The 10249-nt window shown below is 43.1% G+C and carries 14 protein-coding genes and 1 pseudogene; 3 read left to right on the top strand and 12 right to left on the bottom strand.

Features of this window, described 5'->3' with window-relative positions; genetic code table 11:
- Positions 1-118 precede the first annotated feature (118 nt).
- From I2503_RS08000 to I2503_RS07945, 12 genes and pseudogenes are all read right to left on the bottom strand, one after another.
- Positions 119-409: pseudogene (locus I2503_RS08000) on the bottom strand (Fic family protein); the annotation flags it as partial.
- A gap of 244 nt (positions 410-653) precedes the next feature.
- Complete coding sequence (locus I2503_RS07995) at positions 654-1223, bottom strand: GTP pyrophosphokinase (protein WP_196091891.1); 570 nt, start codon at positions 1221-1223, stop codon at positions 654-656.
- A 52-nt stretch (positions 1224-1275) separates the two neighbouring features.
- On the bottom strand, positions 1276-1575 hold the full coding sequence (locus I2503_RS09815) for a transposase (protein ID WP_282097732.1): 300 nt from the start codon (positions 1573-1575) through the stop codon (positions 1276-1278).
- Positions 1576-1804: 229 nt separating this feature from the next.
- Positions 1805-2125 (bottom strand): IS630 transposase-related protein, encoded by a 321-nt coding sequence (locus tag I2503_RS09810; protein ID WP_196967611.1) that lies wholly within the window; start codon positions 2123-2125, stop codon positions 1805-1807.
- A gap of 197 nt (positions 2126-2322) precedes the next feature.
- Positions 2323-2619, bottom strand: a complete 297-nt coding sequence (locus tag I2503_RS07980; protein ID WP_196967610.1) for a nucleotide pyrophosphohydrolase — start codon at positions 2617-2619, stop codon at positions 2323-2325.
- An 8-nt stretch (positions 2620-2627) separates the two neighbouring features.
- The gene (locus I2503_RS07975) at positions 2628-4166 is read right to left on the bottom strand and encodes an ABC-F family ATP-binding cassette domain-containing protein (RefSeq protein WP_196967609.1); all 1539 of its coding nucleotides are present in this window, start codon (positions 4164-4166) and stop codon (positions 2628-2630) included.
- A 60-nt stretch (positions 4167-4226) separates the two neighbouring features.
- Positions 4227-4919 carry a 5'-methylthioadenosine/adenosylhomocysteine nucleosidase gene (locus I2503_RS07970; RefSeq protein WP_196967608.1) on the bottom strand — a complete coding sequence of 231 codons (693 nt, stop codon included), beginning with the start codon at positions 4917-4919 and terminating at the stop codon, positions 4227-4229.
- Positions 4920-4931: 12 nt separating this feature from the next.
- Entirely contained in the window at positions 4932-5156 is a 225-nt protein-coding gene (macP, locus tag I2503_RS07965) for a cell wall synthase accessory phosphoprotein MacP (RefSeq protein WP_196967607.1), read from the bottom strand.
- Entirely contained in the window at positions 5153-5710 is a 558-nt protein-coding gene (locus I2503_RS07960; protein ID WP_196967606.1) for an NUDIX hydrolase, read from the bottom strand. The genes macP and I2503_RS07960 overlap by 4 nt, the downstream gene beginning before the upstream one ends.
- A 3-nt stretch (positions 5711-5713) precedes the next feature.
- Positions 5714-7096, bottom strand: coding sequence for a bifunctional UDP-N-acetylglucosamine diphosphorylase/glucosamine-1-phosphate N-acetyltransferase GlmU (gene glmU / locus I2503_RS07955; protein WP_196967605.1), 1383 nt, complete (start codon positions 7094-7096; stop codon positions 5714-5716).
- A gap of 88 nt (positions 7097-7184) precedes the next feature.
- Entirely contained in the window at positions 7185-7883 is a 699-nt protein-coding gene (locus tag I2503_RS07950; protein WP_196967604.1) for a 3-oxoacyl-ACP reductase, read from the bottom strand.
- Positions 7876-8112, bottom strand: a complete 237-nt coding sequence (locus tag I2503_RS07945; RefSeq protein ID WP_196967603.1) for a DUF2829 domain-containing protein — start codon at positions 8110-8112, stop codon at positions 7876-7878. The genes I2503_RS07950 and I2503_RS07945 overlap by 8 nt, the downstream gene beginning before the upstream one ends.
- 156 nt (positions 8113-8268) lie before the next feature.
- On the opposite strand from I2503_RS07945, the gene I2503_RS07940 reads away from it, so the two are divergent.
- From I2503_RS07940 to I2503_RS07930, 3 genes are read left to right on the top strand one after another with little or no spacing between them, the layout of a single operon-like run.
- Positions 8269-8595, top strand: a complete 327-nt coding sequence (locus I2503_RS07940) for a PadR family transcriptional regulator (RefSeq protein ID WP_196967602.1) — start codon at positions 8269-8271, stop codon at positions 8593-8595.
- The gene (locus I2503_RS07935; protein ID WP_196967601.1) at positions 8582-9163 is read left to right on the top strand and encodes a DUF1700 domain-containing protein; all 582 of its coding nucleotides are present in this window, start codon (positions 8582-8584) and stop codon (positions 9161-9163) included. Before I2503_RS07940 ends, I2503_RS07935 begins: the two co-directional genes overlap by 14 nt.
- Positions 9160-10071, top strand: coding sequence for a DUF4097 family beta strand repeat-containing protein (locus I2503_RS07930; RefSeq protein WP_196967600.1), 912 nt, complete (start codon positions 9160-9162; stop codon positions 10069-10071). The genes I2503_RS07935 and I2503_RS07930 overlap by 4 nt, the downstream gene beginning before the upstream one ends.
- Positions 10072-10249: the final 178 nt, after the last annotated feature.

Below are 10249 nucleotides of genomic sequence, written 5' to 3'. Positions count from 1 at the left end.
GAGTTAGCAGGCGAAGCCTGCTTGGAGTTTTAGTTTACTTTTAGTACAAGGCAGCGAGTCGTAGACAGTACTGAAGTACGGCAAGACGAGCTAACACAGTAATAAAAGATAAACTAAAAGAGTATAAATGATGAGCACGAAGCAAATCCTCTACTAAATAAGGATACATCTGGAAAACTTGTTCATAGGCTTGAAAGGCATTCTGAACTTCCCGAATATCCTTTGGTGGGCCTAAAACTCGTTTCCCTTTTAAAATTGCTATTACCTGCTCCATATTCAAGCTATTATTTTCAATAGCTAGCGAAGAATGGATGGAGCGAATCCGATTTTCCTTCCGCAGATGTAATTCTCTTTGGGCTAAGGAAAAATCTGCCGTTAACATGCTGATTTCCTGAATTAAAATCAGCATCCGATCTATATAGTCTTTTAGTTTACTTTTAGTACAAGGCAGCGAGTCGTAGACAGTACTGAAGTACGGCAAGACGAGCTAACACAGTAATAAAAGATAAACTAAAAGAGTATAATGGTGTATTTAGGCTGCATAGACTCTCCTCTTATAACCAACTGCCACTTTGTTAGTCAAATTATAGCACGATGGGATGAGGAGGTAAAAAGAAAGCAGAGATTGGAGAGTCCCAACCTCTGTTTTCTTGTTATAACTTAGGATTTACAAATCCTCTCTTATAGAGCCTGTGACTCTGAATATTTCCATCCACATCCTTGGCATCCCATATCTGAAGTTCCCAAGGATAGTAAAAATTACTCTTGTTCTTAAAATAGACATGGATTCCAATATATCCTTCCTTATCTCGGAGATACCAGTTTTTTAATCCAAAGGTGTCCTTCCAATCATCTAACCGTTCCATGACCTGAGAGATTTCCTCTGACCTTAATATCACTCGAGCTCCAAAAATATCATTCAAGATTGAATTAACGGGATATCCTTCCGTACGTTCAGAAAAACGGTCGATTTTATCGAGAATACTTTCAGAAGTTTTCACCCGATAAACGTATGCGATATCCTGAAGATCCGCTTTCATCAAATAATCATTAATGGACTCATGGAGATTTAAACGATAAGCCAAAATCGCCGATGTCGGAACCTTTGAAAAGGTATGTTTCAAATTTACTTTTTGAATCTGACCTGTTTCAAAATAATCGATGGAATATTCTTTATGGATTCGATTAATTTCTGAAATCAATCGCTCAACTTTCTGAATCATGAGAATACCTCCTAAGAAGATGAGAAATGAGGATGTAGTGTGGAGATTATAGCTATTTAGTTTTTAAATAGTATGTTATTGCATCAGTTATAGAGTCCATTTTGCGAAGTAATTCTGTAACTGATTTTTTTAAAATAGCCCAACTTTTCTCAATGGGATTTAATTCTGGAGAATACGGTGGTAGAGGTAAAAAGAAGTGACCAGCATCGATAGAAAGTTCATCTAGTATTTTCTTAGGGTGAAAACATGCATTGTCCATAACAATAACATGAGGAGTCTTTAAAGATGGTAGAAGCTCTTGTTTAAACCACTCTACAAAGAAATCGCTAGTCATACTCTCTTTGTAAATCATTGGCGCAACAAAAGTCTGACCAATTTATCCAGATACAATGGAAGTTCTTTCAAATCGACGACCAGAAACTTTGAAATAAATCTTTTCACCTCTGGGCGCACGGGCATTTTTACGATATAGATAAGTATCAATACCTGTTTCGTCAATATAGACAATTGGAGGAAAGCCTTTCAAAACGGCTAGTGATTCAAGATATTGTTGCACCTTCTGTGCATTTTGTTCTTTGTAACTAGTTGTCTTTTTTTAAAGTGATGTTTACTTGCTTTAAGGCAGCCCAAACAGAAGGAATACTGCAAGAAAAATGTTCTGCAATTTCCCTTAAAAAAGCGTCTGGATGTGCTTCTACAAATTCTTGTAATTTATTTAAAGGTATTTTTCTGGATTTACCAACACGCTTTTTACGCTCTAAGTGACCGAGTTCTCTCTCCTGCTTTTCCCAACTGTATAAAGTGTTGGTGCTAATATTAAATAAAGCTGCTGTTTCTTTACGTGTATGTCCCTCTTTAACATATTCAAGGACACGTTTTCTAAAATCAATTCCATATGCCATAAAAATAGTATATCACATACAGTTTATAATCTAAAAGAGTATAAAAATGACCAGGAAAGCCGATGAGGCAAGTTCAACAGGACTGTAAGAACTGTTGAATATTAGCAATAAAGCGTTCAAAGTACACAATCGATGGGTTCATCCAAGAGCATTGACAACATCAGATTTTGAAGTTTAAGGACTTTCCCCCTCAATACCTAGTCCTCTTTCTTAGGCACTGGATACTTCAGGGCATTTTTCTTGAGTTTGTCTTGGATAATGGTCTCAACATCTAAGCCGAGTTTGTCTGTCAGCAGGAATGTGTAAATCAGGATATCCGCGATTTCTTCCTGAACATTGATAGGGTCAGAATACTCTTCGCCCCATTGGTAGTTTTCCAGGAGTTCTGCGGCTTCAATGATGATGGAGCTGGCAAGGTTGCGGGGGCTGTGGGCTTGGCCCCAGCCACGCTCATTGCGAAATTTCAGGATGTCTTGAATAATGCTTTCAATCATGGTTTCTCCTAAATCAATTCATTAAAATCCCAGACTTGATCGACCCAACCTTGGTAGAAGTCTGGTTCGTGGCAGACCATGAGGATGCTGCCTTTGTAGGCTTGAAGTGCGCGTTTGAGTTCGTCTTTGGCATCTACGTCTAGGTGGTTGGTTGGCTCGTCCAGGACGAGAACGTTGGTCTCACGGTTCATGAGCAGGCAGAGGCGGACTTTGGCTTGTTCACCTCCACTGAGGACCTGGATTTGGCTTTCGATATGCTTGGTGGTGAGGCCGCAGCGGGCTAGGGCAGCGCGGACTTCGGCTTGGTTCATGGCTGGGAAGGCATCCCAGACGGCTTCGAGTGGGGTTTGGCGATTGCCTCCAGGTACTTCTTGTTCAAAGTATCCGAGTTCGATAAATTCTCCTTCTTCCACTTGTCCAGCCAGAGCTGGGATCAGGCCTAAGAGGCTCTTGAGAAGGGTGGTTTTCCCAATTCCGTTGGCCCCGACAATGGCAATTTTCTGATTGCGCTCAAAGGTCAAATCCAGTGGGCCGGCCAGTTTGCGGTCATAGCCAATTTCCAGTCCGTGGGCTTGGATAATAAAGCGGCCTGGTGTTCGGGCAACTTTAAAATCAAATTGTGGTTTTGGTTTTTCAGCCTGCAATTCGATCAGGTCCATCTTGTCCAGCTTTTTCTGACGGCTCATGGCCATGTTTCGAGTCGCTACCCGGGCCTTGTTGCGGTTCACAAAGTCTTTTAGGTCGGCAATTTCCTTCTGCTGGCGTTCATAAGCTGCTTCCAACTGCGCCTTCTTCATGGCATAGACTTCCTGGAATTGCTCATAATTCCCGCTGTAGCGCACCAAGTCTTGATTTTCAACATGATAAACCAAATTAATCACCTCATTTAGGAAGGGAATATCATGCGAAATTAAAATAAAGGCATTCTCATAATTAAGGAGGTAACGTTTGAGCCAATCGATGTGCTCGGCATCCAGGTAGTTGGTAGGTTCGTCTAAGAGGAGGATGTCTGGCTTCTCCAGCAACAATTTGGCTAGGAGAACCTTGGTCCGCTGCCCACCACTGAGTTCGGTCACATCAGACTCCATGCCAAAATCAGCAATCCCCAAGGCACGCGCCACTTCATCAATCTTGGCATCCAAGCTATAAAAATCGCGACTATCCAGGCGATCTTGCAACTCGCCAACTTCCTCCATCAAGGCATCATAATCACTGGCTTCCGCCATCTCCATGTAGATTTCCTGAATGCGGGCCTCTGTCTTAAAGAGGTCATCAAAGGCTGTCCGCAAAACATCGCGAACTGTCATCCCTTGCTCCAGCACCGCATGCTGGTCCAAATAACCAGCCTTCACATATTTGGACCAGATAACCTGTCCCTCATCTGGCTGCAATTGGCCCGTCACAATGCTCATAAAGGTGGACTTCCCTTCCCCATTAGCCCCCACTAGGCCAATGTGTTCTCCTTTTAAAAGACGGAAGGACACATCCTCAAAAATGGTTCGATCCCCGAACCCATGACTCAAACGTTTAACTTCTAAAATACTCATACGATCCTAATTCTCCAAAAAAGGAGACTGGGACAACCATCCCTGTCTCACTAACACTCCCTACACTAATTTATGTAAAAAGGCGACCAAAACCTGAGCGGATTTACGGCCAGCTTCCACGATGAATTCATCAAAGGAAATCGCCGCATCTTGCTCAGCTGTATCACTCATGGCACGAACCACCATAACTGGTAGGTCGATGGAGTGAGCAGCTTGGGCAATGGCGGCTCCTTCCATTTCGACAGCCAATACATCTGGGAAGGCAGCCTTAATCTCAGTCAAACGATCAGACGAGGCCACAAAGGAGTCCCCTGTCGCGATCAGTCCCATTTGATAGGCTTGTCCCTGTTCCTCCAACACTTCCTTGAAAACCGATTGGAAATACTTGCTGGTTTCAAAGTAAAGCGGTTGTTGGGCCATTTGGCCATAGGCATAGCCAAAAGTAGTCACATCCACATCATGGTAGGCCAAACGATCCGCAAGGACAACATCCCCTACTTGCAGGCCTGGAGCTACCGCTCCAGCCGAACCGGTGTTAATCACCGCATCCACCTTGAAGTCTTGGGCTAGAATGGCAACCGTCATGGCTGACATGACCTTCCCAATTCCACTCTCCACTAAGACTACCTCGTGCCGTCCAATATGGCCTGTATGGTAAACCTGACGAAGACGAAGGTGTTTCTGGGCGTTTTCCAAGTTTTCCAAGAGAGTTGCCAGTTCCTGCGGCATCGCCGCAATAATTCCAATTTTCATTTTCTTACTTTCCTACAATACAAACATAAAAATCAGCAGTAATACTAACAGGAGTATCAGCCAAAAAAGAATTTTATTCAGGGTGTGTTGAAAACGCGCCCGCTTTTGGTTCTCGGCCTGCCGACTTTTTCGAACCTCTGGTTCCACCTCTAATCGGTCAATCTTGTTTAACAAATCCAAGTCCAGTGGTTCGGTTTCTTCATACAATTCTGGATCAAATGGTTGTCGATCGGTCATAGGCCTTTCCCCTTTTCCAGTATTTGCCAGTACTGAATGGCCATAATGGTTTTGGCATCACAGATATCACCTGACTCAATAGCAGCCAAAGCTTGCTCCAAGTCAAGCTCATAGAGAGCCAGGGTCTCATCCTCATCTTGAGGACGGGGATTAGCGACCTTGCTTAAATTCCGACCCAGGTAAAGTTTGACCTTTTCATTGCAGAAACCAATGGCTGTATAAAAATCATAGAGCAAGTCCAAATCTGCTGTGTAACCAATTTCTTCTTCCAACTCCCGAAGAGCCGCAGCCTTGGGATCGGCATTTTCTCCTATTTCCAATTTTCCAGCAGGAATTTCCAAGCTGGTTCCCTCAATCGCCTTGCGGTACTGTTTGACGAGGATTACTTTATTGTCGCTGGTAATCGGCAACACACAAACCGCACCATTATGAAAAACCAACTCGCGTGTGGAGGTCCCTTTACCATCTGGCAACTCCACCTGGTCTACTGCTACCCGGAAAACACGGCCCTGAAAAATTTCCTGGCGGCTGATTGTTTTTTCTTCAAAATTCATAGCTTACCCCTTTTGTTCAGGATGATGTGGGAATTTCTTGGCATACTCGTCCTTATTGACCTGACGTGATCGCCCTAGTGCCAATCCATTCTCCGGCACGTCTTTTGTAATCGTAGATCCAGCAGCCAATAGCGCATGATCTCCAACCGTTAGTGGAGCCACCAAGGTTGAGTTGGAACCAACAAAAACACCATTGCCAATCTTCGTCTCATATTTATTCTGACCGTCATAATTGACCGTAATCGTTCCAGCTCCGAAGTTGACATCTTGCCCAACCTTGCTATTGCCGATATAGGTTAAATGGCCAGCCTTGGTACCAGCACCTAGACTAGAACCCTTGACCTCGACAAAGTTTCCGACATGGACTGTATCAGCCAAACTGGAGCCTGGCCGAATATGCGCGTAAGGTCCCACGGTGACGTCCTGGCCAATGGTTGATTCCTCAATCATGGAATGGGTAATCTGACTGTTGGCACCGACATGACTGTCCACCAGATAAGATCCCGCACTGATATAGACACCCGCTTCAAGCTTGGTGTTTCCCCGTAGGGTCACCTGGCCTTCCAGTTCCACATCACCGGCAATCTCTACATCAATGTCGATGCTTGTTGTCGCTGGGTTCTGGAAGGTCACCCCATTGAGCATATGTCCCTTGTTGATGCGATGACGCATGACATTTTCTGCAATGGATAGTGCGTAACGGTCATTAACCCCTAAACTTTCCTCAAAATTACGAAGCATATAAGCTCCAACCTTCTCACCTGCTTGGCGGAAGATGCCGATAACATCGGTTAGGTAGTACTCCCCTTGGGCATTATCCGTGTTGATGTCCTTGAGGGCTTCGAAAAGTCGGCGGTTGTCAAAGACATAGGTACCGGTATTGATTTCCTTGATTTGTTGCTCAAAATCGCTAGCATCCTTCTGCTCGACAATCTTCAGAACCTCACCATCCGCATTCCGAACCACGCGCCCATAACCAAAGGGATTGTCCGCTTCGGCAGTCAAAATCGTCGCTACATTCTTATGATTAATATGGAAGTCCACCAAAGACTTGAGGCTTTCACCCGTGATCAAGGGAGTATCGCCTGCAATTACCAGCGTTTGCCCTTCCAAATCACCCAAAAACGCTTCAGCCATCATGACCGCATGACCTGTTCCTAGCTGCTCCTCCTGCAAAGCAAAGTGGGTTTGCCCCGCCAGTACCTGCTCTACCATCTCTGCTTTATGTCCAACAATCGTCACCGTTTGGGCAGGAGCGAGTGCAGAGACACTCCGGAAAACATGCTCCAACATGGTAATTCCAGAAACCTTGTGAAGCACTTTGGGCAAATCGGATTTCATCCGTGTTCCTTTTCCAGCTGCTAGGATAATGGCATAATTTGACATATTCATTCCTCTATTTCTTGTCGTACTCATCCCCTATTATAGCATTTTTCCCTTAAATAGAAAAAAGCCCGAGCCAGACTCAAGCTTCCTACTTCAAGGTCCATCCCCCATCAATGGTCACAATAGCTCCTTGCATCGAAGCCATCTTGCCAGTTGCCAAAAAGACTGTTAACTCTGCCACTTCCTCTGGTTGGGTCCAACGCTGAATAGGGGTTTCCTTAGCCACCCACTCAGCCATGCCACCCGGTTCAAAATCCGACTGGGTCATCCCAGTCTGCACCGCACCTGGAGCAATCCCAAAAATTTGAACGCCAGTACCAGCATAGTCCAGAGCCATTTGCTTGGTCAACCCCATCAGCGCGTGCTTGGAGCTGGTGTAGGCTGCACCACCTCCACCCGCTGTCTTACTAGCAATCGAGCACATGGTGATAATAATCCCGTGCCCCTTCCGCAGCATTTTCGACAGGTAGTGGCGACTCATTTCCATGGGCACGCGGACATTTGTTTCATAGACCTTGTTCCAAAGCTCCTTGGACATGTCCAGAAGCGGAGTATAGGCATCAAGAACTCCAGCAGTCAAGAGCAAGACATCAACCTCCCCGACCCAAGAAAACACTGCATCCAAGTCTCGGGTCAAGTCCACCTGCATAAAGTGGAAATCTCCCTTTAATTCCGGAGCAGGGTCTTTATCCACCCCGTAGACCTGGTCCCCCAGCTCCAGAAAAGCCATGGCCTGGGCCAAACCGATACCGGAGGAAACTCCCGTAATCAAGACCTTCCTAGTCATCCACTTCTACCCAATCCTCAGCTAGCACGTCACAAGGAGTTGGACTCCACATTGAATACCCTTCGCCTTCTCCAGATACATGGATCAAGAAATAGGGGGTCACTTCCAACATCTGTCCTTCCACTTCCAGATGGTCAAAAAGCTGCACAAAATTTTCAGCCCCACTCCATCCCTGACGGACATATTTCTTCTTAGCCCTTAACCCAGGCAAAATCTCTTCAAAACGCATCTTCGCCTCCTTTTTTCTTCGTATTATATCAAATAATAATACGTGAGAGAAGAGGACGGAAAAATTATATATAAAATTTTTACATATCCCTTGACGATTCTCCCAGATAGGTATAAAATTTATATATAAAAATTTTATATATAAAGGGGTGATGACATGTATTTCCCAGTTCCATCTCCATTAACGGAGTTTCTCATTTTGGCTATTGTTGACCAGCAGGATTCCTATGGTTATGAAATTAGTCAAACCATCAAGCTCCTTGCAAACATCAAGGAATCTACGCTCTATCCTATTTTAAAAAAACTTGAAAAAAATGGATTTCTGCGAACCTATTCCGAAGAGCACCAAGGCCGAAAGCGCAAATATTACTCCCTAACCGATTCTGGTAAGGAACAATTGCATTTTTTAAAAAAGGAATGGTTAGAATACACTAAAACCATTTCAAAGATTTTAGAAGGGAGTTTAAAAAATGAAAAAAGATGAGTATCTTTCACAGTTAGACCATTATTTACGAAAATTACCTAGAGAGGATTATCAAGAAGCAATCGAACATTTTCAAGAATACTTCGAGGACGCTGGACCTGAAAATGAAGCTGCCTTAATGGAGGAGTTGGGAAGTCCCAAAGAAGCCGCTTATGATTTGATTCAAAATCTATTAGACAAAGAACTTTCAGCAAGTCAACCAACAAAAAGAACCTTTTGGAAAATCCCAACTTTGATTACTCTTGTAATTTTGGCCTCCCCACTGGCCTTACCTATAGCTCTTTTCTTCATAGTTCTGCTCTTCACTATTTTAGCCCTATTTGGAGCCTTTCTATTTACATTATTAATCCTTGGAATGACTGGTATCCTGACCAGCATTGCGGCTTTTTACGAATCTTTTAGAAATCTTATAAGCAGTCCTGCAAGTTTTGCTTTTGGAATTGGAGCAGGGACTTTCCTTCTTGGATTGGGTAGCCTACTATGCTTACTTACGTACTCCATTGGGACTTCAACTGTAAAACTACTAGGGTGGATCTACCGGACTAGTTTGAAAGGAGACAAACGATGAAATTTAAAAAAATATGGTTTCTTTCTCTCTTCCTAATTCTTATTGGGGCTTGCGTGTCTGTATTAGCGATTTCTAATGGTGCCATTAAGGAACTTGACAAGATTTATGCTACAACCCCTACGGAGGAATGGCATTTTCAAACCAAAAAACAAATTCAAATTGACTTAACTCGATACGATCTGACTATCCTTCCTTCAAAGGATAATCAGATTCACCTCCAATATGCTCCACTAACAGAATCTGATCAACAAAACTTTCAAATTAAAGAAGAAAAAGATTCATTTATTCTTACAGACAATATTGAGCAAAAGTCACCTACTGTCACTATTAAAGGTTTTAAAGCCTTGTATCATATTCTACAACATCCAAAACAGAAACAGCCTGGCACTGTTCACCTTTTTCTACCTACCGAGGGTAGTGTTCAAAGCTTAACCATTCAATCAGAAGATGGAAGTGTAGAAATAAATAAGCTTCAGTTTTCCGATTTACAGATTCATTCTGAAAATGGCGATATCAATCTTATTCAGACACGATCCGAAAAGGCCACAATTCAAACGGAAATGGGAGAAATTACTCTTGACAGAAGCCAACTAAAAAATAGTTTAATGATGTCTGAACTCTCTCCTATTACTCTTCTCGAAGGACTCTACAATTCCGTCCAACTACAGGCACAAGAGGATTCCATTTGGGTTGATCACAGTATTTTCAAAGGAAAAAATACCCTTATTTCTGAAAATGGAGATATTGAAATTCTTCTATCAAAAGATCAAGAAGCTACAACGCTACTCACCGGTCAATCTTCTTTCAATGATGATATAGACCTGCCAACTCGGTATAGAAACATCTCAAATCCATCAGTTGAAATACTAGTTGAGACAGATAGTGGCTCCATTTCAGTACTGGAATAACATCATAATTACAAGAATATTTTTACAGCCAAACTAAAAAGACCCGAATGGGTCTTTTATTTGAAAATAACACAGTAAAAAAGCGCAAAAAAACACTATCTGTGTTATACTTAAGGTGAACATATTTAAAAATGTCTTAAGGATGTTGCCGCATCCCTAATGCTCTTGCTGCTTCATA

This window comes from Streptococcus sp. NLN64, from assembly GCF_015831295.1.
Classification (GTDB): domain Bacteria; phylum Bacillota; class Bacilli; order Lactobacillales; family Streptococcaceae; genus Streptococcus.
The sequence above is the reverse complement of the archived record's forward strand: the minus strand, read 5'-3'. Positions and strand labels throughout refer to the sequence as shown.